Annotated in this window: 25 protein-coding genes; 12 read left to right on the top strand and 13 right to left on the bottom strand. The window is 53.3% G+C overall.

The genetic code is table 11. The features are described from left to right. Window positions 1-663 (top strand): DNA repair protein RecO (gene recO / locus AC2FNV_RS20625; protein WP_496774325.1); only part of this gene is annotated, 663 nt, incomplete at its 5' end. On the opposite strand, the gene AC2FNV_RS20620 is transcribed toward recO, so the two are convergent. The 6 genes from AC2FNV_RS20620 to AC2FNV_RS20595 all read right to left on the bottom strand — a co-directional run bounded on the left by AC2FNV_RS20620 (window position 647) and on the right by AC2FNV_RS20595 (window position 6,587). Continuing rightward, window positions 647-1,039: an META domain-containing protein gene (locus AC2FNV_RS20620; protein WP_170608393.1), complete on the bottom strand. Its 393-nt coding sequence runs from the start codon at window positions 1,037-1,039 to the stop codon at window positions 647-649. The two genes, recO and AC2FNV_RS20620, sit on opposite strands and share 17 nt — an antisense overlap. A 44-nt stretch (window positions 1,040-1,083) precedes the next feature. Continuing rightward, the gene (locus AC2FNV_RS20615) at window positions 1,084-1,635 is read right to left on the bottom strand and encodes a hypothetical protein (protein WP_170476897.1); all 552 of its coding nucleotides are present in this window, start codon (window positions 1,633-1,635) and stop codon (window positions 1,084-1,086) included. A gap of 187 nt (window positions 1,636-1,822) precedes the next feature. Beyond that, on the bottom strand, window positions 1,823-3,514 hold the full coding sequence (locus AC2FNV_RS20610; RefSeq protein WP_170608392.1) for an acyl-CoA dehydrogenase family protein: 1,692 nt from the start codon (window positions 3,512-3,514) through the stop codon (window positions 1,823-1,825). Between the two features lie 253 nt (window positions 3,515-3,767). Beyond that, the gene (locus AC2FNV_RS20605) at window positions 3,768-4,331 is read right to left on the bottom strand and encodes an HAD family hydrolase (protein WP_170608390.1); all 564 of its coding nucleotides are present in this window, start codon (window positions 4,329-4,331) and stop codon (window positions 3,768-3,770) included. Between the two features lie 29 nt (window positions 4,332-4,360). After that, window positions 4,361-4,651 (bottom strand): hypothetical protein, encoded by a 291-nt coding sequence (locus AC2FNV_RS20600; protein ID WP_170608388.1) that lies wholly within the window; start codon window positions 4,649-4,651, stop codon window positions 4,361-4,363. Window positions 4,652-4,988: 337 nt separating this feature from the next. After that, entirely contained in the window at window positions 4,989-6,587 is a 1,599-nt protein-coding gene (locus tag AC2FNV_RS20595; RefSeq protein ID WP_170608386.1) for a phosphoenolpyruvate carboxykinase, read from the bottom strand. Between the two features lie 347 nt (window positions 6,588-6,934). Here AC2FNV_RS20595 and AC2FNV_RS20590 point away from each other — a divergent pair, with 347 nt between their 5' ends. From AC2FNV_RS20590 to AC2FNV_RS20560, 7 genes are read left to right on the top strand one after another with little or no spacing between them, the layout of a single operon-like run. Continuing rightward, window positions 6,935-7,639, top strand: coding sequence for a response regulator transcription factor (locus tag AC2FNV_RS20590; protein WP_170476907.1), 705 nt, complete (start codon window positions 6,935-6,937; stop codon window positions 7,637-7,639). 33 nt (window positions 7,640-7,672) lie between these two features. Continuing rightward, window positions 7,673-9,382: a sensor histidine kinase gene (locus AC2FNV_RS20585; RefSeq protein WP_170476909.1), complete on the top strand. Its 1,710-nt coding sequence runs from the start codon at window positions 7,673-7,675 to the stop codon at window positions 9,380-9,382. A gap of 3 nt (window positions 9,383-9,385) precedes the next feature. After that, the gene (locus AC2FNV_RS20580) at window positions 9,386-9,856 is read left to right on the top strand and encodes an HPr kinase/phosphorylase (protein WP_170476911.1); all 471 of its coding nucleotides are present in this window, start codon (window positions 9,386-9,388) and stop codon (window positions 9,854-9,856) included. Next, a complete protein-coding gene (gene rapZ / locus AC2FNV_RS20575) occupies window positions 9,841-10,734 on the top strand; it encodes an RNase adapter RapZ (RefSeq protein WP_170476912.1) in 894 nt (297 codons plus the stop codon). The genes AC2FNV_RS20580 and rapZ overlap by 16 nt, the downstream gene beginning before the upstream one ends. Beyond that, window positions 10,731-11,123 (top strand): PTS sugar transporter subunit IIA, encoded by a 393-nt coding sequence (locus AC2FNV_RS20570; RefSeq protein ID WP_170476915.1) that lies wholly within the window; start codon window positions 10,731-10,733, stop codon window positions 11,121-11,123. The genes rapZ and AC2FNV_RS20570 overlap by 4 nt, the downstream gene beginning before the upstream one ends. Before the next feature lie 17 nt (window positions 11,124-11,140). Then, window positions 11,141-11,410, top strand: a complete 270-nt coding sequence (locus AC2FNV_RS20565; RefSeq protein WP_170476916.1) for an HPr family phosphocarrier protein — start codon at window positions 11,141-11,143, stop codon at window positions 11,408-11,410. A 40-nt stretch (window positions 11,411-11,450) separates the two neighbouring features. Next, entirely contained in the window at window positions 11,451-12,350 is a 900-nt protein-coding gene (locus AC2FNV_RS20560) for a lysophospholipid acyltransferase family protein (protein ID WP_170476918.1), read from the top strand. A gap of 72 nt (window positions 12,351-12,422) precedes the next feature. On the opposite strand, the gene AC2FNV_RS20555 is transcribed toward AC2FNV_RS20560, so the two are convergent. Next, window positions 12,423-13,298, bottom strand: coding sequence for a 3-hydroxybutyryl-CoA dehydrogenase (locus AC2FNV_RS20555; protein WP_170476920.1), 876 nt, complete (start codon window positions 13,296-13,298; stop codon window positions 12,423-12,425). A 163-nt stretch (window positions 13,299-13,461) separates the two neighbouring features. Between AC2FNV_RS20555 and AC2FNV_RS20550 the strand changes: the two genes are divergently transcribed. Then, window positions 13,462-14,274, top strand: a complete 813-nt coding sequence (locus tag AC2FNV_RS20550; protein ID WP_254442636.1) for a DUF6473 family protein — start codon at window positions 13,462-13,464, stop codon at window positions 14,272-14,274. A gap of 62 nt (window positions 14,275-14,336) precedes the next feature. On the opposite strand, the gene AC2FNV_RS20545 is transcribed toward AC2FNV_RS20550, so the two are convergent. From AC2FNV_RS20545 to AC2FNV_RS20520, 6 genes are all read right to left on the bottom strand, one after another. Next, window positions 14,337-15,266 carry an electron transfer flavoprotein subunit alpha/FixB family protein gene (locus AC2FNV_RS20545; RefSeq protein ID WP_496774318.1) on the bottom strand — a complete coding sequence of 310 codons (930 nt, stop codon included), beginning with the start codon at window positions 15,264-15,266 and terminating at the stop codon, window positions 14,337-14,339. Beyond that, window positions 15,266-16,024, bottom strand: a complete 759-nt coding sequence (locus tag AC2FNV_RS20540; RefSeq protein ID WP_170476923.1) for an electron transfer flavoprotein subunit beta/FixA family protein — start codon at window positions 16,022-16,024, stop codon at window positions 15,266-15,268. The genes AC2FNV_RS20545 and AC2FNV_RS20540 overlap by 1 nt, the downstream gene beginning before the upstream one ends. A 184-nt stretch (window positions 16,025-16,208) precedes the next feature. Next, complete coding sequence (locus AC2FNV_RS20535) at window positions 16,209-16,781, bottom strand: cob(I)yrinic acid a,c-diamide adenosyltransferase (RefSeq protein WP_170476926.1); 573 nt, start codon at window positions 16,779-16,781, stop codon at window positions 16,209-16,211. Continuing rightward, complete coding sequence (locus AC2FNV_RS20530; protein ID WP_170476927.1) at window positions 16,781-16,984, bottom strand: twin transmembrane helix small protein; 204 nt, start codon at window positions 16,982-16,984, stop codon at window positions 16,781-16,783. The genes AC2FNV_RS20535 and AC2FNV_RS20530 overlap by 1 nt, the downstream gene beginning before the upstream one ends. 77 nt (window positions 16,985-17,061) lie before the next feature. Beyond that, the gene (locus AC2FNV_RS20525) at window positions 17,062-17,889 is read right to left on the bottom strand and encodes an SDR family NAD(P)-dependent oxidoreductase (RefSeq protein WP_170608382.1); all 828 of its coding nucleotides are present in this window, start codon (window positions 17,887-17,889) and stop codon (window positions 17,062-17,064) included. Window positions 17,890-17,958: 69 nt separating this feature from the next. Then, window positions 17,959-18,594 (bottom strand): SH3 domain-containing protein, encoded by a 636-nt coding sequence (locus AC2FNV_RS20520; RefSeq protein ID WP_170608380.1) that lies wholly within the window; start codon window positions 18,592-18,594, stop codon window positions 17,959-17,961. Between the two features lie 200 nt (window positions 18,595-18,794). Here AC2FNV_RS20520 and AC2FNV_RS20515 point away from each other — a divergent pair, with 200 nt between their 5' ends. From AC2FNV_RS20515 to AC2FNV_RS20505, 3 genes are all read left to right on the top strand, one after another. Next, a complete protein-coding gene (locus AC2FNV_RS20515; RefSeq protein ID WP_170608378.1) occupies window positions 18,795-21,143 on the top strand; it encodes a DNA topoisomerase IV subunit A in 2,349 nt (782 codons plus the stop codon). Window positions 21,144-21,198: 55 nt separating this feature from the next. Next, on the top strand, window positions 21,199-21,831 hold the full coding sequence (locus AC2FNV_RS20510) for a hypothetical protein (RefSeq protein ID WP_254442635.1): 633 nt from the start codon (window positions 21,199-21,201) through the stop codon (window positions 21,829-21,831). Window positions 21,832-21,946: 115 nt separating this feature from the next. Next, window positions 21,947-22,057 (top strand): GTP-binding protein (locus tag AC2FNV_RS20505; protein WP_496773987.1); only part of this gene is annotated, 111 nt, incomplete at its 3' end.

Here is a 22,057-nt window from a genome sequence, read left to right as displayed (position 1 = left end):
ATCGAAGTCTTTACCGAGTCTCATGGCAGACACGCAGGCGTCGTCCGTGGTGGTACAAGTCGAAAAATTGCACCTGTTCTGCAGCCAGGAGCTCAATTGGATCTGTTGTGGCGCGCGCGTTTGGAGGAACATATTGGGACGTTTCAAGTTGAACCGTTGCGGTCCCGCGCCGCCGCCGCGTTTTCAGGGCGTCTCGCATTGGCGGGGTTGAATGCAGTTGTCGCCCTTCTTTCTTTTTGCATGCCAGAACGCGAACCTCATCCGGGTATTTATAAACAAACCGAACAACTTATGGACCTATTGGGTCAGGACGAGGTTTGGCCGCTTGCCTATATGCGGTGGGAGCTCGCTTTGTTGGAAGAGCTCGGGTTTGGCCTGGATCTCAGCCGGTGTGCAGTAAACGGTGCGACGGAAGGGTTGTCATTCGTGTCACCAAAATCAGGTCGAGCTGTAAGTTCAGAGGGCGCTGGTGAATGGGCTGGCAAGCTGCTGCCGTTACCACCTTGCTTGCGAGGAGAAGGGAACGCACCAGACGAAGAAATCGCTCAGGGCTTGCGTACCACAGGATATTTTCTCCAACATCGGGTTGCTCCGTCCTTAGGTCACTCACCAATACCCGAGGCCCGAGCCCGATTTATTGATCAATTCAATCGACGGCTTTGAACACCATCTCGTGACCATCGTCATTGCGCAGGATAAGGACATTGCCTGAGACTTCAGACTGCGTCATTGCCATGAGGGCGGCAAAGAAGAACCCTTCGGCTTCAATTCCTGCGCAGAACGCTCTGGTTGCGATCAGGTCTTCTATTTCGAACCAAGGATATGGCGCACTGAGTTTACCTTCGTAACTGTTGCAGGGACCGTTCCCCGCAATGCGCCCCTCCTGCGGAAAACGTACTAGGGCGCTTGCGTCGAAAACCTGACCGTCAACTTCTTGTAGCGCCCAGACCTGATCGGCTGCGCCGTAGGCGGCGACCGTTTCATCCTTGTCGCACTGAAACAGGGAAAATAAGGGCAGGATCAATAACCAACGTGGCATAAATAGTTCCTAGCGTATCCCGGTCACACATCGAATTGATGCGCTCATCCCACACCTCCACTGGCTCGCAACAACTCCTCGCGGACCTCCATGCGCGGTCGCCAGTTGTACCGGGTATCGTCAACAACAGGTGCCCAAAACAAATCACCCCCATATCGCCAAGGGTCCAGGATGATACCCTGATACATCGAGTCCCCGGCTTTGCTTATAAGGGCCGAATGGTGAATGATACGAAATGTTGTCGGCGGTGAGGTCACCCAATGCAGTGAAAGAGTACGAAACTCTTCCTGCCGCAACCGCTTCAGCATGTCTTCCGCCCAATGATTACACAATCCGCGTTCGCGAAATCCGTTGATGACTTTGGCATTGTGCACGATCGCCGAGTCAGTGACTCGGTATTCCCGTTTCAACTGTTGGGAGTAGGAATAGGCAATTTCCGCAGCGCGTCTCGCTTCGTTTGGGTCAACCTCTGGGCCCAATGCCTGAATAGATTGCGCCAAATCGTCGACATCGCCTTGTGTCTCAGAAGGGCCAGCGGAGCACCCGGCCAAAACCAGGGTCATCGAAATGACCAAAAGCGTCGTAATGATTTTCAAACTTGCGTCCCCTTTTGGTCCCCGGGCATCGGCAATGGGTCTTTTGCTGCTGACTTCGTTTTTGCGAAATCATCAACGGATCAAAAGGGGAAGTTCCCCCTGCTGCACATCATGATGTCTGTTCAAAAGAAAGAAAAGACCCGGCGCAAAAGCCGGGTCAAGTTGGGGAAACCGCAACGGCGTCGAATTAGGCGAGCAACCGTCGCGCGATAACCTGCGCTTGAATTTCTGCAGCGCCTTCGAAAATGTTCAGAATACGTGCATCGCAAAGCACCCGGCTAATCTTGTATTCAAGTGCAAAACCATTTCCGCCATGAATTTGTAAACCATTGTCAGCAGCGGCCCATGCCACTCTCGCGCCCAACAGTTTGGCCATACCAGCCTCAAGGTCGCATCGCTGGCCGTGGTCTTTTTCCCAAGCCGAAAAATAGGTAAGTTGGCGGGCTATCATGATTTCGACCGCCATCATTGCCAACTTGCCAGAAACCCGGGGAAAGTTGATAAGCGATTTACCGAATTGCTTGCGGTCCTGCGCATATTGCATCGCGATGTCCAGCGCGCTTTGGGCCACACCAATGGCTCGGGCGGCGGTTTGGATGCGCGCGGACTCGAAGGTTTCCATAAGCTGTTTAAAGCCCTTACCTTCCTCACCACCCAAAAGGTTCTCGGCCTTTACGTGGAAACCATCAAAACCCAACTCGTATTCCTTCATACCGCGGTAGCCTAGAACCTCGATTTCGCCTCCGGTCATCCCGGGTGTGGGGAAAGGCTCCTGATCCGTGCCAGGGGTTTTTTCTGCTAGGAACATGGACAGGCCACGGTGGTCGGTACTTTCCGGGTTGGTGCGGGCCAGCAACGTCATTACGTGGGTACGTGCTGCGTGGGTGATCCAGGTCTTGTTTCCAGTGATGCTATAATCCCCGTTCTCGTCCTTAACCGCGCGGGTCCGGAGACTACCCAAGTCCGAGCCCGTATTCGGCTCTGTAAATACTGCAGTTGGCAAGATTTCAGCACTTGCAAGTTTAGGAAGCCATTCGGCCTTTTGTTCGTCGGTACCGCCTGCAAGGATCAGCTCTGCCGCGATTTCCGAACGGGTACCAAGAGAACCCACTCCGATATACCCGCGCGACAGTTCTTCGGACACCACGCACATTGAAGCCTTGGACAAGCCAAAGCCGCCGAACTCTTCGGGTATCGTCAGGCCGAAGACGCCCATTTCAGCCAGTTCCTCGATGACTTCAATCGGGATCAGCTCATCCTTTAGATGCCATTCATGGGCATTCGGCTCGACCTTTTCGATGGAGTATCTTCGGAACTGATCGCGGATCATCTCCAACTCTTCGTCAAGACCGGAAGCGCCGAACATAGTCGCTCCAAATTGGTCTTGCATCAACTCGACCAAGCGGGTGCGCGCGGCCTGACTGTTGGCCTGTGCCATCAAAGATTGAACTTCATTGCACTGAAAGCCGGACAGCGCATCCCAACCCAGCCCCAAATCTTGCAACCGCACGACCTCGCCCTGGTTCATCGGAATACCGCCCGCGACCTGGTGGAGATACTCGCCAAACGCTATCTGATGTAATAGTTGCTCGATTTCTCCGAACTTTCCTTTGGCTGATAGCGCCTCTGCCCATCGCTGCATTTGCTTAAGTGATTGATGGTAAGTGGCAAGCCATGCCAACCCGTGGGCTGCCGTTTGGTGTTCTTCAACCAACGCTCCTGAAACGCGACCATCCTGTGTCACCAATTCAAGAACTGCCACGCGAGCACGGTTAAAGACAGTCTCAACCGCCGGTATCGCTGCGCCGGTCAAAGTTAACAGGTCAGGCAAAATAGGAGTTTGGGTCATGTCAGTCATGTCTTGTCCGTCATGGGCCATGAATCGCGTCCTTCTCTGGATTGTCTGGTCATACCATGCTGCAGGTGCAGCGCAACAAAAATGCGTCAATAGCTGAAAAAAAGTTCAATAATTGCGTAATGATTTTTGCACTGCAGAGAAATTTTCGGACCCAAATTCTGTTCAAGGTCTCATTAGAGGCGATGAATCTGTTTAGTTATACAAGTGGTGACGGGGATTGGCCGGGCCATTTTATCTTTCGGCGGAGGTATCGCCGACCACCGTTAGCAACGAGTTATTCTTCACGGCTTATTAGCCCGCTTCGTTTGTCAAAAAACCAAAACCCGAAATACAATCCCAGCATCAGAAAAAAGAGACCGGAAATATCGCCAATCAAAAAAGCGATGTACTCCGCCGCAGCGCTACCAAAAGTCAGATTCGTCAGCCCTGATACCAAAAAGGAAGTCACGATGCCGACTCCCATCACGCAAAGCCAACATGGTCGCTGGTGGGGGTTAGGGAACAGGTCCCAACCAAGCCATTTGCAGGAATAAAAAACAATCGGGGCGGTCGCCACTGCAATAGCCATTGCGAACAGACGGCTCGGTAAGAACACATCCCACCCGCCGACCATGGCGAATACCAAAAATACTCCCGGCAACAAAGCGATGATAGAGCGCCATCCCAAAAGCCAAGCTGACAATACGCGCACGCCGTGGGGCAGAAATAGCAGACTGGCATGGCTGGGATATTCGGGAAAGAATATGTTTTGGAGCGGCATCAACATTTCAAAAGTGAGAACTGACGCAATCACATAGGCCGATGAGGCCAGCAAAGTTTCAAAAACCCACCTTTGCACCAGATATGTCGCCTTACATCAAATGTGCGTCATTTGGGGCCATGCACGATATACCGTCCCCGGTTTGCGCTGCCGCTTTGCGACATATAGCCTTTTTGAACAAGCGACTTAAGAGCCCGGAAAAAAGTGGGGCGCGAGACACTTTGGACCAGTGTGTGTTCAATTAGTCCGAATGTCCGCACTTCATCACCGCGTTTCGATAATTCCTCTGCAGCATAGTAGATGTCGCGCTCGACCGGAGACAGCTCTTCGAGGCCCAGTGTTCTCTCCATGCTTTGCATCAACTTGCGTAATTCGGTTAGCTTCGAAATCTCAGTCATAACGTACCTGTCATGTTCAGTGCCAATTTCCGGTGAGTTTCGGACGCATAAGCGGTGCGTGACTAGGGCAGTCTCCGCGTAACTTATTGACACTATTCCCCATTTTACTTGCCGTTGATCCGCCTTGAACTGGGTGTGAGTGGTTTGGCAAAGGCAGATCAAAAGCTGTTCAAGTTTTTTCCCAACGAGTAAGCGCTGGGCCCGTCTAGTCGTATTGACGTATCAAATTACCGCAAGCAGTAGGATCGCGCAACGCGTTCTCCGCTTGGTCAAAAGGAAGCCGTCAAAAATCGAATTTGAACGCGGCGTAAAAGGGGCCGAGGGCCCCTTTCACCCTTTAGCCGATTGCAACGGCTTTAATGTCTTCGTCGATAAATGGCAGATATTGTTCAAAGTTTTCCGAGAACATTTGAACGAGTTTTTCAGCCTGCTTGTCAAATGCCACCTGGTCGTCCCAAGTGCGTCGCGGGTCTAGCAAAACCTCTGGAACGCCCGGCACGGACACAGGCACGTCAAAACCGAAATTAGCGTCCTTACGAAATTCGGCGTCGGCCAAAGATCCCTCAAGCGCGGCTGTCAATAGAGCACGTGTGGCCTTGATCGGCATACGGCTACCGACACCGTATGCCCCACCAGTCCAGCCGGTGTTAACCAACCAGCAGGTCGCTCCATGTTGGGCAATCTTTTCACGTAGAAGGTTTCCGTAGACTTCGGGCCGTCGCGGCATAAACGGGGCGCCAAAGCAGGTCGAGAAAGTCGGCTGCGGTTCAGTCACGCCGCGCTCCGTACCTGCTACCTTTGACGTAAACCCAGACAGAAAGTGATACATCGCCTGCGCAGGTGTCAGTCGCGCAATTGGGGGCAGCACGCCGAATGCGTCGCAAGTCAGCATGATAATATTCTTTGGATGTCCTCCAAGTGCGGTCGCCGACGCGTTAGAGATGTACTCCAACGGATAAGCACACCGCATGTTCGCCGTCATCGAGTCGTTGTCGAAATCCAGTTCTTTGGTTTCCGGATCGAACACCATGTTTTCAATCACGGTGCCAAATTTTGACGTGGTCGCGTAAATCTCAGGTTCGGCTTCTGGATTGAGATTTAGTGTTTTTGCATAGCACCCACCTTCGAAGTTGAAAGTGCCACGGTTTGACCAACCGTGCTCGTCATCCCCAATCAAAACCCGGGTCGGGTCGGCCGACAGTGTGGTCTTGCCAGTACCGGACAAGCCAAAGAACACGGCTGTGTCTACTGGGTTTCCAACCGCGTGGTTGGCCGAGCAATGCATAGGCATTACGCCCTTTTCTGGAAGCATATAGTTCAGAAGCGTGAATACTGACTTCTTATTCTCGCCCGCGTATTCAGTACCGCCGATTAGAATAAGTTTTCGATCAAAGTTCAGGGCGATCACCGTGTCGCTTTTACAATCATGCTTTTTGGGATCGGCCTTGAAGCTTGGGCAGTTGATCACCGTAAAATCTGCAGTGAATTCATCCAAATCTTCCCGGTCGGGACGGCGCAACAAGTGTCGAATAAAAAGGTTGTGCCACGCATATTCGGTTACCATACGCACATTGATTGAATGGGCCGGATCGGCGCCGCCAACAAGGTCCTGAACAAAATAGTCCCGGCCCTTCATGTGTGCAGTCATGTCGTCGTAGAGCGCGTCAAATCCCTTTGGGCTCATAGCGGCGTTGTTTTCCCACCAGATGGTGTCTTTGACGCTGTCCGTCTCAACCACGTGCTTGTCTTTGGGAGAGCGACCGGTGAACTTGCCCGTTGAGACAAGAAATGCACCCCCTTGCCCAAGCGTTCCTTCGCCCCGTTTGATTGCTTCTTCGATCAGCGCCGGTTCGATGTAATTGTAATAGACATTTCCCAGACCCTCGATGCCCTGATTTTCGAGGCGGAATTGCGGGTTAACCCGTCCAGATGTCATGCGTTTCTTCTCCTTTGGCGGCGCGGGGGCCACTGGGCCTTTGCGCTCTTGGGGCAATCGGCGGGAAATTTCCCGGCTACAGGCGGGTCTTACCATGGTCGTTCAGGGCATGAACAGAAGGGTTTGGCGTAGTTAGCGCAATCAAAGTCAGGTTTAGCGCCACCAATAATTTCCTGTTGGAAAAACGGGCGTGTTTAAGCGAGCGGGTACGGCTTTTTTGTCGCATCTGAGCGCCAACGTTTATGTGATTCGTGAAATCAGATTGATTCGCGGCCTTAAAAAAGCCAAACATGCCGTACAAAAAAGCGAATTATAGCGTTGAGTGAGCAGAAACAGGGGTAAACCCGATGTCAAAGATTGCACTGGTGGATGACGACAGAAATATTCTGACGTCAGTATCCATGACTCTCGAAGCCGAAGGGTTCGAGGTTGAAACTTACAACGACGGACAGGCGGCGCTGGACGCGTTTAACAAGAAACTGCCTGACATGGCTGTTCTGGATATCAAGATGCCACGGATGGATGGCATGGACCTGCTGCAGCGCCTGCGGCAGAAAACCCAGATGCCTGTCATTTTTCTGACGTCCAAGGATGACGAGATAGATGAGGTTTTGGGGCTGCGTATGGGCGCTGACGACTACGTCAAAAAGCCATTTTCGCAGCGACTGTTGGTTGAGCGGATTCGCGCCTTGCTGCGAAGGCAAGAGGCGAATGATGGCGACGTATCGAACAGCAATACCGGCGATACCAAAGTGATGGAGCGGGGCGAGCTTCGGATGGATCCGCTGCGTCACGCAGTCAGCTGGAAAGGCAACGACGTCTCGTTGACAGTAACCGAGTTCTTGCTGTTGCAGGCGTTGGCCCAACGTCCTGGATTCGTCAAAAGCCGTGATCAGTTGATGGATGTCGCTTATGATGACCAAGTATACGTGGACGACCGGACCATTGACAGTCATATCAAGCGTCTGCGCAAAAAAATGCGCGCAGCCGATCCTGAATTTTCGGCCATCGAGACGCTCTACGGCATCGGATACCGTTACAACGAAGAATAGGCTCGTCAGTCTGTCAATAGGCAAAGGGGTCTCGTGCGCGATACCGATCTAGATAATGAGTTGCGCGACGGAGATGTCGTACTCGGGGACGATTGGGTCATCCCGCAGGATACCGATGCATCCGATCTGCAAGAAAAAAGATCGCGGCGTAATCTGTTTGCGTTGCGCAGTTCTCCTTTGGCTCGCAGGATTATCACATTTAATCTGATCGCGTTGATCATACTTGTGGCGGGCCTGCTGTACCTAGACGACACTCGAAAAGAGCGAGTTCAACAAACGGCGCAAAACCTGATAGGCGATGCCCAATTGGTCAGCAACGTCTTTGAGACTCAACTGCGACAACCGGGGGTAGGCAATTCAAGCGGTCTGGATGTGCGCGATACTTTGTCGGGATTGACATTGCCCGAAGGCGGCGAAGTTTTTGTTTACGACAGCACCGGTACACTAATTGGGTGGACGCGTGGCGCCACTCCGGCAGTGGAATTACCCAGCTTATTGCGGTCTGACAGCGACGTTCCAACCGGCGGAACCCTTATCAGCGACGCGCTGACAGCGGTTTGGAACGGAGTCTCTTCGGTTTTCAGTCAAGGTCCCCAAGACACAGCGCCGACCTTGGCCCAGCGGGTACAGGAGATGGTTCCGCAAACACTGGATGGCGGTTTGCAGGTGCAAGCCGTCTCAGATCATTCGGGCGCAACCGTGATCGTAGCTGTCGCGCCGATCATGCTGGACAGCGCCACAGTTGGGGCCGTAGCAATGGCAGGTCCAGCAGGTGAAATTGACGCGCTGGCCCGGCAAGAACAAGAGCGCATTCTGCAGATGTTTGTTGTGGCCTTACTAGTTTCGGTTGGCCTGAGCCTTGTTCTGGCCTCTACAATCGCCAACCCCTTGGCAGATCTCGCATCCGCCGCGGAAATGGGCAGGGATCCGGGCGCGGGAGTGAACCCAGGACGTATTCGCATCCCCGACCTTAGTGCGAGGCCAGATGAGATTGGCCGCCTTAGCCGCGCGTTGCGGGGTATGGTCAATGCCCTCTATAACCGGATCGATGCCAATGAGCAGTTTGCTGCAGACGTCGCGCACGAGATCAAGAACCCTCTGGCCAGTCTTCAATCGGCGGTAGGAACCCTGAGAAGGGTCAAGCGTGAAGACCAGCGCGACAAGCTTTTGGGTGTCATTGAACATGATGTCCGGCGTTTAGACCGTTTGGTAAGTGATATTTCGAATGCGTCCAGACTGGATGCGGAACTGGTTAAGGAACAGGAACAGCCATTCGACCTTTTGAAATTGTTGGACAATATCGGTCAATTTCTGGGCGAAGACGCACAGTCCAAAGGTATCGACTATATTACCGACCTGCCGCAAGGTCCGATTGTGATCAATGGTCTCGAAGCCCGGCTGGCACAGGTTTTTGTTAACCTGATAACCAACGCTATTTCCTTTTGTCATGACGGGGATGCCATACGTGTCTGGGTGCGTCAGCGGGACAACAGGGTGCTCGTCGTGGTCGAGGATACAGGACCTGGAATCCCGGACCAGGCGCTGACCAAGGTCTTTAAAAGATTTTATTCACAGCGCCCGGAAGAACACTTCGGCAATAACTCGGGACTAGGGCTGGCGATTTCCAAACAGATTGTCGAGGCACATGGCGGTGTCATCTGGGCCGAAAACATCCGACCAACCGAGGCGGACATTACTTCGGATCCACTTGGTGCCCGCTTTGTCTTGGGGCTTCCTGTCTAGAGCATGGCTGTCGAACAATTGTCTGATGTTGCGGGCCGAGACGCGGCTTGTATACACGCCACGTGCATTGCGGTGATGCAATGCGGGGTACTGTTTCTCGGAGCACCGGGTTCAGGCAAATCCACTCTGGCCTTACAGATGATGGCGCTTGGCGCCGACTTGGTATCAGACGATCGGGTCATACTGACAATGAAAGGTGGCTACGTCGTGGCCGAAGCGCCACCGGAAATCCAAGGGTTAATCGAAGCACGGGGAATTGGGCTTTTGCGTGCGGAGGTCGCAAGCGCAACCGAGGTCAAATATGTCGTGGACCTTGACCATTCAGAGGGTGCAAGGTTGCCGGAACATAGCTATACACAGGTCCTGAGGCAAACTGTTCCCTTGCTTCGGGGCGCCGACATTCCCAATTTGGCGGCAGCTTTGATGCAACTCGCAAAAAAAGGGCGCGTGAACCCGGCATGGCCGAACAACTGACCCCACAGCAACGTATTGTGTTGGTGACCGGCCCCTCGGGTGCCGGGAGGTCCACAGCGATTCATGTGCTGGAAGACCTTGGATTTGAGGCCATCGACAACCTTCCTATGGGGCTGTTGATGAGATTGCTGGACGGACCAGAACCCGCGCAGCCAATGGCGCTTGGCATTGACGCGCGCAACCGGGATTTTTCGACCATTGGGTTCATTGAATTAGCGGCTACTTTGGGCCAAATGGCGGATGTCGATCTAACAATCCTGTATCTGGACTGCCGCAACGATGTTCTGCTGCGTCGGTTTTCAGAGACCCGAAGGCGGCATCCAGTTGCTGCAGATGCCAGCCCTGAAACTGGGATATTGCAGGAAAAAGAGCTGTTGCAACCCATCCGTGAGATTGCTGACACCCTTATCGATACAAGTGCACTCAATGTACATCAATTGCGGGAAGAAGTTGAGCGCTGGTTTGCACCGAAGGGCGGCAGGCATCTAGCAGTTTCGGTCGAGTCATTTTCCTACAAACGTGGTCTGCCGCGTGGGTTGGATATGGTTTTTGATTGCCGTTTTCTGGCTAATCCCTACTGGCGTTCGGAATTGCGAGAGGCGGATGGTCGAAACCCGGATGTGGCGACCTATGTTCAGTCAGACATGAACTATTCGGCCTTCTTCGAACGCGTCGTTGATCTTCTTCTGGAACTTTTGCCTGCGTTCCGCGCAGAGGGTAAGGCGCACCTTTCCGTAGCCTTTGGTTGCACCGGTGGGCAACACAGATCGGTCGCAGTGGCCGAAGCTGTTGCAAAGGCTCTTGCGGAAGGGGGTCAGCCAGTGGCAATTAGGCACCGCGAAATGGAACGACGCGCATTGAATGTGAGGCCGGATTGATCGGGATTGTGATCGTAGCACATGGGGGATTGGCGCAAGAATATCTGGCCGCCATGCAGCATGTTGTCGGCAAGCAGCCTGGATTGATCGCTATCTCAATCGAAGCGGATCATGACCGGGACAAAAAACAAACCGAAATTTGTCTCGCTGCCGACGAAGTGGATGTTGGCGACGGCGTGGTCGTTGTCACAGATTTATTTGGCGGTAGCCCATCGAACCTGAGCATGCGAGCCTGTGCGCCCCAGGATCGGCGAATCCTTTACGGTGCCAACCTGCCAATGCTGATAAAATTGGCCAAAAGTCGCCACCTACCCGTGCCCGAGGCGGTGCGCCTCGCGCTTGAGGCTGGACGAAAATACATCAATGCGCAAAATGTGACATTGGATTAAGACTGGAATAATTCAATATGGCCACCAGAAGCTTGAAAATAGTAAACGAAAAGGGATTGCATGCCCGCGCGTCAGCCAAGCTGGTCGAAGTCGTAGAGGGGTTTGATGCGCAGGCGGAAGTATCGCGCGAGGGTCTTTCTGCGTCCGGCGATAGCATAATGGGCCTTTTAATGTTGGCAGCGTCGCGCGGAAGCACTATTGACGTTGAGACGTCCGGCCCGGATGCTGAGGCGTTGGCAGATGCACTGGAAACACTGGTGAACGACAAGTTCGGAGAGGGTTTCTAAACAATCGCTGCCACGACAAGAAGGACGGGAATACCAGGAATTGGCGGAAACCACGCACGATACCAAGACGAACCCTGTTGTGAGTGATAACTCGGATCAGGGTGAGGTCTATGACCGCAGGACCCTGACCTACGCAAACTCGTTCGACGATGCGTGGACCTCGACCGCGATCCGCGCCATCGAATGGATGACGGGAAAACTCACCATTCTGCGGATGGTCAACAAATTCGAAAAGCGAAACGAGCACTACCGCGGCCAAAAATTCTGGGGCGGCGCGCTTGAAATCATGGGTATCACTCTAACGACGCCGGCCGAGCAAATCGCGCGAATTCCAAAAGAAGGGCCGGTCGTAGTTGTAGCCAATCACCCGCATGGAATGGTGGATGGTATGATACTGGCCGAACTGATCGGTCGCGTGCGCAGCGATTACCGGATTCTGACGAGATCAGTTTTGACCGGACTGGACGAGGCGGCAACATCTTTCATGATCCCCGTCCCATTTCCTCATGATCCGGAAGCACAGTCCAAAATGCTTGAAATGCGTGGGAAAGCCATGGAACACCTCAAAGAAGGGGGGGTCGTAGCTCTTTTCCCATCGGGTGTGGTTATGTCTTCGGATGACTGGTTTGGCCCAGCGCAGGAACGTGAATGGAATGTATTTACGGCTAAAATGATCCGCCGGTCTGGCGCGCGTGTTGTGCCGATATTCTTTCCAGGTTGCAACTCGAGGTGGTATTTGATTGCTAACCGGGTGTCGGCCATCTTGCGTCAGGGGCTGTTGTTGCATGAAATTGTGCGATCATGCAACAAACCTCAATCTCCGGTTATTGGCGAGCCGATTTCCGATAAGGACATGGGTCTTTTGGAAAGCGATCCTCGGGGCTTCATGGCGTGGCTTCGAAATCACACATTGGCTTTAGGCCAGTCGCGCAAATCCTGATCTTTTGTTTTTGACCAAAGTTCCGCAGGATTTTGCCGAATTTCCAGTTGTTAGGCGCCTTTTAGTTAATCTTCAACGTGTCGGAACCGGAACTTCCCCACGGTAATCGTAAAAACCGCGATCTGTTTTGCGACCTAACCATCCGGCTTCGACATATTTTGTTAGCAACGGACAGGGACGGTACTTGGTATCCGCCAATCCATCGTGCAGCACATTCATGATCGCAAGACAAGTATCCAGACCAATGAAATCAGCCAGTTCCAGCGGGCCCATTGGATGATTTGCGCCGAGTTTCATGGATTGGTCGATGGATTGAACGCTTCCGACGCCTTCGTACAGTGTATATACTGCTTCGTTGATCATCGGCATTAGAATACGGTTCACGATAAAGGCCGGAAAGTCTTCGGCGCTGGCGGACGTTTTACCCAGACGATCCACAACAGCCTTGCACGAGTTGAATGTTTCTTCGTCAGTTGCAATACCGCGAATCAGTTCGACCAGCTGCATTACCGGAACCGGGTTCATGAAGTGGAACCCCATAAACCGTTCAGGTCGATCGGTTCGACTCGCCAGCCGCGTTATTGAGATGGACGACGTATTTGAGGTCAGTATCGTATGAGGTTGCAAATGCGGTTGAAGATCCTCAAATATCGCTTGTTTGACAGCCTCCCGCTCTGTCGCGGCTTCGATTACAAGATCGCTCTGGCCTATATCGGGCAACCGCAACGTGGTTTTTATCCGGGCAAGTGCCGCTTGGACTGCATCATCCGTCACTTTCCCTCGCGATGCCTGCCGTGCAAGATTGGACTCGATTGTAGCCATGGCATTTTCCAACGCTTCCTCACTGATGTCGTTCAGCAGAACGTCATAGCCCGCCAACGCCATAACATGAGCTATCCCGTTGCCCATCTGGCCTGCGCCGATAACTCCCACCGATTTAACATCCATAGCCTGGTGCCTTTTATGCTGAATACCGCGTCATTATGGGCAGTTCGGTCTCGGCGACAAGGGGATGAGGTAAGTCAAGGTCGCTTCAAATGCGCACATTAGGAGTTTTGTAAGAACTCAGGTGCCATGATCGTAGCTGGGTGATGAAAAGTGGGTAAATGTGATGAGCTATCAACCATTTGCAGCAAACGGTGTTGCAGAGTCATTTTGTCGTTATGGTCGGTCCAATTTGTGGTATCGAGGACCGCAGCGGTCACTAGACGTCCCTTACGTGACCTGCATCGGCGATCAAGAAACCTATGGCCGATTCGTCGAGACCCCATATGCCGCAGGACTGGAGAGGATTCTGAGCCGGCGTTGCATAAATCTGGGCAGCCTATTTGTTGGGGCGGAAGCTCTGTATCGGGACGAAGGGTTGCGAGAAATTGCGGATAGTGCCGAAATGTGCATCCTGCAACTACCAAGTGTCGCGGGGCAAACAAATCGGTTTTACCGGGTCCACCCGCGCCGCAATGATCGGTTTGTTGCGCCAGCACAAGAACTGGTCGATCTGTTTCCCGAAGTGGACTTTACCGATATTCATTTTGTGCGCCATCTTCTCAATCGACTGAAATTCGTATCAGGTACAAGATTTCTCACTGTGGCTGAGGAATTGCGCCTAAAATGGGTCGAAATAATCGGTAGCTTTCTGAGGTCGGTTTCGACGCCCGTCATTCTGCTTTGGCTGGATGTTCAAGCCGAAGACGGTGGTCAATCATTGGGTGATCCCGTTGCCATCCAGCCCGAAATGTTTGACGCGGTGAAGTCAAGCTCAGTTCAATCGCTGAGAGTGAATCTACGAACATCTGGTGAATCCGATGACTTGGAGGATGTTATCTTTGGCACACTTCAACAACCGATCGCTGAGCACATGATAGGTCCGGCAGCACATCGTCGGATCGCGGAAATTCTGTCTCGTACTATTTTGGATATGTAACGAAAAAGGCCCGCCTTGTTCGGCGGGCCCGTATATGATCGTTGGCGTATATACCGCCTTGATCAGCCAAGCTTTTCCGTTAGTTCCGGCACAGCTTGGAACAGATCGGCGACCAGACCAAAATCAGCGACCTGGAAGATCGGCGCTTCTTCGTCTTTGTTGATCGCAACGATAACTTTCGAGTCCTTCATACCGGCCAAGTGCTGGATCGCACCAGAGATACCGACAGCGACATACAGATCGGGTGCAACTACCTTACCTGTCTGACCCACTTGCCAGTCGTTCGGTGCGTATCCGGAGTCTACAGCGGCACGCGACGCTCCTACCGCGGCGCCCAGTTTGTCTGCCAGACCCTCAATCAGCTTGAAATCCTCTTCCGAGCCGACGCCGCGTCCGCCAGAAACCACTACACCGGCCGAAGTCAGTTCCGGACGGTCGCTTTCCGCAACTTTGTCCTCGACCCATTCAGATAGGCCCGGGTTAGCACCGACCGAGATGGTTTCGACCGAGGCCGAGCCACCTTCACCCGCAGCCTCAAAGCTGGCGGTTCTAATGGTTACGACTTTTTTCGCATCGTTCGACTTAACGGTTTGGATGGCATTGCCAGCGTAAATAGGACGTTCGAAAGTCGAACCGTCCACAACGCCAGAAGCGTCAGAAATCACCATAACGTCCAGCAGCGCAGCAACGCGGGGCATTACGTTTTTGGCATCAGTTGTGGCGGGCGCTATGATGTGTTCGTAATCATCAGCCAGCCCCACGATCAGTGCAGCAGTCGATTCCGCGAGACGATGACCAAGAGAGGCATCTTCGGCGACCAGAACTTTTGCAACGCCGTCGATCTTGGCGGCGGCGTCGCCAGCAGCAGCGGCAGAACCACCCGCAGCCAGAACAGTTACATCACCCAGTGCCTTCGCAGCGGTCACTGCCTTAGCAGTTGCGTCAAACGCCAGTTCGCCATTGTTGACTTCAGCGAGAAGAAGAACAGCCATTATACAGCCCCCGCTTCTTTGAGTTTCTCGACCAGCTCGTCGACCGAGCCAACGACAATACCAGCGGCTCGTGCCGGCGGCTCTTCTGTTTTGACGACTTCCAAGCGCGGAGTGACATCGACGCCGTAATCCGCAGCAGTTTTCTCATCCAGCGGCTTTTTCTTTGCCTTCATGATGTTCGGCAAAGACGCATACCTTGGTTCGTTAAGGCGCAGGTCGACGGTTACAATTGTTGGCATCTTGACGCTTATGGTTTGCAGCCCGCCATCTACCTCGCGTGTGATCTTGGCGCTGTCGCCTTCGATATCCACCTCTGAGGCGAAGGTGCCTTGCGACCAGCCCAACAGAGCTGAAAGCATCTGGCCGGTGGCGTTCATATCATTGTCAATCGCTTGCTTACCGGCCAGAACCAGACCGGGCTGCTCTTCTTCGACCACTTTGGCGAGGATTTTGGCAACGGCCAACGGCTCGATATCCTGGTGAACGTCATCAGCCGCTACAACCAGAATGGCGCGGTCGGCTCCCATTGCCAGAGCGGTTCGCAGGGTTTCCTGCGATTGCTTGACGCCGATCGAAACAGCGATGACTTCGTCAGCCTTGCCAGCCTCTTTCAGGCGGATCGCCTCTTCAACTGCAATTTCGTCGAACGGGTTCATCGACATTTTGACATTGGCGAGATCGACGCCGCTACCGTCCGCTTTGACGCGAACCTTCACGTTATAGTCAATCACGCGTTTGACAGGCACGAGTACCTTCATTTTTGCGCTTGCTCCTTACAAAAACGGTAAGCCGCAAAGCGACTCCACCAATGCTCTCGGACGTCTGAATAACGACTCAATCCTCGCCACAACAGGGCAAAATCGTCACGTCATGTCGTTGAGACGTCGCGTTTCGTTATTTTTGAGGCACCTTTACGTTGGTAAATGCCCGACTGACATATCTTCAGCGGTTTGCGCCTGGCACCCAAAGCACGTCATCGCGGCCATTGTTGTTCGCACAACGCGCGGCAACGAAGAACCAGTCGCTCAGCCGGTTCAGATATTTCACGGCTGTTTCATTTACCGGTTCCATATTTGTCAACTCGACTGCCAAACGTTCTGCACGGCGAGAAACAGTCCGGCAAACATGCAAATGGGCTGCGAGACGCGAACCGCCTGGTAAAATAAAACTACGCAGTGGTTCCAGCTTTTCATTCATCATGTCGATTTCAGCCTCAAGCCGATCGATCTGCGCCGGAACGATGCGCAGCGGCGGATAGTCGGCTTCGGCATCCTTGTCCATGTCTGGTCGGCAAAGGTCAGCGCCAAGATCAAACAAGTCGTTCTGAATACGGGAAAGCGCGGTCTGGACCTCATCCTCGGCTTCAGTTCGGGCAACGCCAACAAAAGCATTCAGTTCGTCCACCGTTCCATATGCGGTTACGCGACCGGAGTACTTCGCGACGCGTTCACCATTACCCAGCGCAGTTTTGCCATCATCGCCTGTTCGGGTGTAAATTTTGTTTAGAACAACCATTATTGAACCCCCTGTCCGCGCAGGTACACGTAGAGCACAATCAGCACCACGGCAATGAACTGAAACAGGATACGCAGCCGCATCATTTTGTTGCTTTTCAATGCAGCGTCCCTACCGGGTTTTCCGAAATTCGAGATGCCTATTACCAATACAGCAACAACAGCCGCCATGGCCAAAAGCAAAACGACCATCAACAGGTCCATGATCGCACCGTCCGTTTATTGTTTCGATGGTTGTCATCTAGCGTCGTACGTCAAAAAAGCGAACGAGTAATATCGCCTCAGATGTCCGAAAGAATGCGATCAATCGAGCGTGTGGGCAGAATGCGGCGAAGATAACCAGCAATATATGTGGGTGTTGTTACGTAGTAGCGTGCCCGTGGGCGCTTTGATTCAACGGCAACGGCCAGTTTTTTCGTCACAGCCGAAGCCGGCAGTTCGAACTTATCCGTCCCCGGGGATTGATAAAGCCGCTTGAGCAACGAGGATTCGTATTTTTTGCGAAGCGCCGAATTCTCCCAGTCAACAAAGCGTTCGAACATAGGAATCGAGTTTTCGCGGATTTTAGAAGTTATTGGCCCGGGTTCGATCAAAATGACCTTGATGTCTGTATCTCGCAACTCTAGCCGCAGAGTGTCGGTAAGGCCTTCGATAGCATATTTCGTCGCCACGTAAGCACCGCGCCATGGAAATGCGACCAGTCCAAGAACGGACGAGTTCTGAACAATTCGACCGTGCCTCTGCGCGCGCATAATTGGTATGACTTGGCGGGTAAGTTCGTGCCAACCAAAGACGTTGGTTTCAAAAATTTGCCGTAGGCCGTCCGTAGGAACATCTTCGACAGCGCCAGGAAGGCCGTGCGCTCCATTGTTGAACAGGGCGTCGAGCGTACCGCCAGTCGCTTCCAGAACCTGAGAAAGACCAGAAGAGATAGATCCAGTTTTAGTATAGTCGATCAAAGGACTGTCAAAGCCCTTTGCACGCAGCCTGTCACAATCGTGCTGTTGGCGGCATGACGCAAATACCCGCCACCCGCGTTCGCGCATTCCGTGGGCAGCATCCAGACCAATGCCGGAAGAACAGCCGGTAATTAGAATTGATTTTTGCATTGAGCTTCCACACCACAATCAGATTCATAGGTATGGCGTGTTTTGCAGCAGGGCAATGTCACCTGTGAATCAATTATTGGGTTTGCGGACCAGTGATGCGGAAACCCAACCCATCTGTTGCTGGGGCAGCAAACGGAGGCGCAGCCAGCCGGTCCCGGACTCGCTGATAACCTCGACTCTTTGGCCCAACGTCGCTTTACCAATCACAGGGTAGATCGTCCCCGGCCCGTCGCGTAGATTCACGCGTGTGCCGGAAATCTCACGAATGTCCTGTTTAGGTTCAGTCACGACAGAGGTTGTAGGTATAACTGCGCTTTGCGCATCAGTGGAAATTTGTTGCAGCCCAGCGGCGCCTTCTTCCAAGGACGCCAGTGTCAGGTTTGCCCCCTGATTGTTAAATGTGGAAAAGCCTATCAATGGCTGAGCTTCAGGTTCTTCAATAAATTCGACCACCTCTTCCGACACAATCTTGGGTTTAGGTGCAACCTTTGGTTTCAACTCCACCTCGTCGGGTACGGCACGCACAGTCACCTTGGTAACAAGCTCTTGGGCTTGTGGCACAGGTTTTGGTGCTGGTTCCGAAACGGATGCAACGCGTTCAGGCTGGGTTCCGCGTTCCCCGCGGGGTTCAAAATCGGGTCCTCCGCTTGCAACGTAGAAGGTCCACCCAAGAACGGCAAAAGTAACAATAATAAGGCGCGTCATGGCGCTTCCCCCGGTAATCGCAACAAAGAATTTTGGCAGCGGTCTAATCTCAGACAACCTAACATATTTAGTGCGCCGAGTCGAAAAACGGGGAAAAACCGGGGCTTGCGTCCCCCCTGTTGCAAAAAGCGCGACTTACCTCAGCTAAAATATGTGTTGCTTGCTTTACCGCGGCGCTTTTGGGGCGTATCACATCATCTATGAATGATACGATTGACGACCCCAATATGGAGGCCCCTGATAACGGGGGCGAGGTAGCCGAGCCGCTGCGCCGCGCCATCGGTGAACGTTACCTGACATATGCGCTTAGCACGATTATGCACCGGGCGTTGCCGGACGCGCGAGACGGTCTGAAGCCTGTTCACAGGCGAATCCTCTATGCGATGCGCGAGCTTCGACTCAGCGCGACCGGGGGCTTCCGCAAGTCTGCCAAAATATCCGGTGACGTGATGGGTAACTATCACCCTCATGGCGACGCCGCTATTTACGATGCAATGGCGCGACTGGCGCAGGACTTTAACGTTCGCTACCCGCTGGTGGATGGGCAGGGAAATTTTGGCAATATCGACGGCGATAACCCTGCAGCCTCTCGGTACACCGAGGCGCGGATGACCATCGTAGCCGAAGCTTTGCTGGAAGGCTTGAATGAAGACGCGGTCGATTTCCGAGACAACTATGACGGTACGCTGACCGAACCTGTAGTTCTGCCTGCGCAGTTTCCTAACCTTTTGGCCAATGGCGCAAGTGGCATCGCCGTGGGCATGGCAACGAATATCCCGCCACATAATATTGCCGAATTGTGCGATGCATGCTTGCACCTGATAAAGACGCCGGATGCACGCGATGACACGTTGCTCAACTACGTGCCGGGTCCAGATTTCCCAACCGGCGGCGTAATAGTCGAACCGCCAGAAAGCATTGCACAAGCCTATCGAACCGGACGCGGGTCATTTCGGCTGCGCTGCAAATTCGAAGTAGAAGATCTGGGCCGTGGCCAATGGCAAATCATAGTCACCGAAATTCCGTATCAAGTTCAGAAATCCAAGCTGATTGAAAAGATCGCTGAGCTGATCCAAACCAAGAAAGTCCCCATACTGGCCGATGTTCGCGATGAATCCGCCGATGACATTCGACTGATCTTGGAGCCGCGATCAAAGAACGTGGATCCAGAGGTGTTGATGGGAATGCTTTACCGCAACTCGGATCTGGAAGTGCGGTTCAGCCTGAACATGAATGTGCTGATCGACGGTGTGACCCCCAAGGTCTGCTCGATGAAGGAAGTGTTGCGGGCATTCCTGGATCACAGGCAGGAGGTGTTGCAGCGTCGTTCGCGTCACCGGCTTGGCAAGATCGATCATCGGCTTGAGGTTTTGGAGGGCTTTATCGTCGCCTTCCTGAACCTTGATCGCGTAATTGACATCATCCGGTACGATGACGACCCCAAAGCCGCGCTAATGCGCGAAAATTGGGGCATTGACCATGTTCGGGCGACCAGCGAGGCCGACTATGTCTCGCCGGCGCCCGGTGAAGGCGAACTGTCCGAAGTTCAGGTCGACGCTATTCTAAACATGCGTCTGCGCAGTTTGCGCCGACTCGAAGAGATGGAGTTAATCCGCGAGCGCGACGCACTGATGGAAGAACGCGCCAATCTCGAAGATTTGCTCGCCGATCCGGGTTTGCAGTGGGCCAAAATCGCCGAACAGTTGAGGGAAACAAAGAAAACCTTTGGAAAGGACTATGAAGGTGGTTCCCGCCGCACTCGTTTTGCAGAAGCCGGCGAGGTAGAGGAAGTACCCCTTGAGGCGATGATCGACAAGGAGCCAATAACGGTCGTCTGTTCGCAAATGGGCTGGATACGCGCGATGACGGGCCACATCGACTTGTCGCGCGAGCTAAAATTCAAGGATGGCGACGGACCGCGATTTATTTTCCATGCTGAAACCACCGATCGACTTTTGGTTTTTGCTTCGAATGGGCGTTTCTACACGGTCAGCGCCGCCAATCTTCCCGGTGGGCGTGGTATGGGCGAACCGCTGCGCCTGATGGTGGATCTGCCAAACGAGGCGCAGATCATCGACATCCTGATACATACGCCGGGGCGCAAATTGCTGGTCGCGTCGGACTCGGGCAACGGCTTCATGGTGCCCGAGGACGATGTTTTGGCCCAAACCCGAAATGGCAAGCAGGTGCTGAACGTCAAAAACAGTGAGACTGCGATGGTCTGCACACCCGTCGCGGGAGATCACGTCGCAGTAGTGTCGCAGAACGGCAAATTCTTGGTTTTCCCAACCGCCGAGCTGCCAGAGATGACACGCGGTAAAGGCGTGCGCCTGCAGAAGTACAACATGGCCCGAGGTCGTCAGGGCACTCTGGAACTGGATGGTGGGTTATCAGACATTACCACCTTTAACTGGGACGAGGGCTTGAAATGGTCTATGGGTGGCGAAAAAACACGACACGAAGCAGATATGGGCCAGTGGCTTGGTAAACGCGCGGGAGTAGGGAAAAAGCCACCCTACGGGTTCCCTCGGAGTTATAAATTTTCGTGATCATGTCACGGGTAAGGTGAAATTTTGCTGATACGGCTTGGCACAAGTCGCATCGATGAGCTACATCCACGTGATACAGGCAGATCGAGACGAGAAAATGTTGCGCATTCTAACCTTGATTACCGGACTGGCTCTTCTGAGTGCATGTTCCCAAACCCAAGTCTATGAAGCACCTGAATCTTTGGGCGAATTCAAACTACGCGTGAACTACGCTTATGCTGAAAAAGCAAAACAAGGACCTGTTTCCCGCGATGCAACCCCCAAGGAATGGGAAGATGCCATTCAAAATGCGGTAGATATTCGCCTTGGACGCTATGAAGGGGCTCAAGAGTACGACATTGGTATTAGTCTGGAAGGTTACATGCTTGCGCCGCCGGGAATCCCAGTGATTTACAACCCGAAAAGTACGGCGATTGTGTTGGTGAACGTTTATGACGTTGGGAAGAAAGAGTTTATCGCCAAGGCCAAGCAGTTCCAGGTGCTGGAAGACACCACCGGCGAAAGCGCACTTGCCGGGTCCGGTCATTCGCGCACGAGAGAGGAACAGATGAGCGGCCTTGCCCTCAAGGTTGCGGATCGCGTCGAAGAATGGCTGGCCGAGGAGCACAAGGACAATGGTTGGTTTGACAAACGTCCGGACCTAATTCAGCGACTGGAACCCGGGCAGGTTACGCTAAATCCTGCGTGACAGGCGCATTTCGTTCAGGATGTGCTTGATTTTCCCTTTTGAACCAAATATCCCGCGCGCGCAGATGTAACCACGGGACCAAGGGTCCCCCAAATTGCAAAAGGGCGCCTGAGGAATGGCAAAGGAAAAGTTTGAGCGTACGAAACCGCATGTCAACATTGGCACGGTTGGTCACGTTGACCACGGCAAGACGACGCTGACGGCAGCGATCACGAAGTATTTTGGT

It is taken from the genome of Ruegeria sp. BHSA163 (genome assembly GCF_059613365.1).
The sequence above is the reverse complement of the archived record's forward strand: the minus strand, read 5'-3'. Positions and strand labels throughout refer to the sequence as shown.